Origin of the sequence: Collinsella sp. Sow4_D11 (assembly GCF_052116465.1) — a bacterium.
Taxonomy (GTDB): domain Bacteria; phylum Actinomycetota; class Coriobacteriia; order Coriobacteriales; family Coriobacteriaceae; genus Collinsella.
Window position 1 is genome coordinate 1 of the sequence record NZ_JBQKLA010000083.1, and the last position, 337, is coordinate 337.

Sequence of the window (337 nt, forward strand, 5' to 3'; positions counted from 1 at the left end):
CATTGTGGACGCGGTCGCCGCCATGTTGGGGCGCAGCCATCCGCTGACGATGGTCGTGGGCGCGGCCTTTTTGGTGACGCTGTTCGCCAACATGATCTGCTGGAGCTTTGGTGTCAACAACGTGGCGAGCTATGCCGCGCGTCACGGCAATATGCCGCGTCCCTTTGCGCTGGTGTCCAAGAAGACCGGCATGCCCAATGGCTCGGCACTCATTAACGGTTGTTTTGCCAGCCTGGTGCTGCTGCTTCAGATTCCGCTGGGCGAGGGCTCCGACGTCTTTTGGGTTTTCTTCTCGATGAACGTCGTCTTCCTGCTTATGAGCTATATTCCGATGTTC

The 337-nt window shown here is 58.2% G+C and carries 1 pseudogene; it reads left to right on the top strand.

The features are described 5' to 3' along the window. Nucleotides 1–337 (top strand): annotated as a pseudogene (locus ACTQ40_RS10630) (amino acid:proton antiporter); the annotation flags it as partial.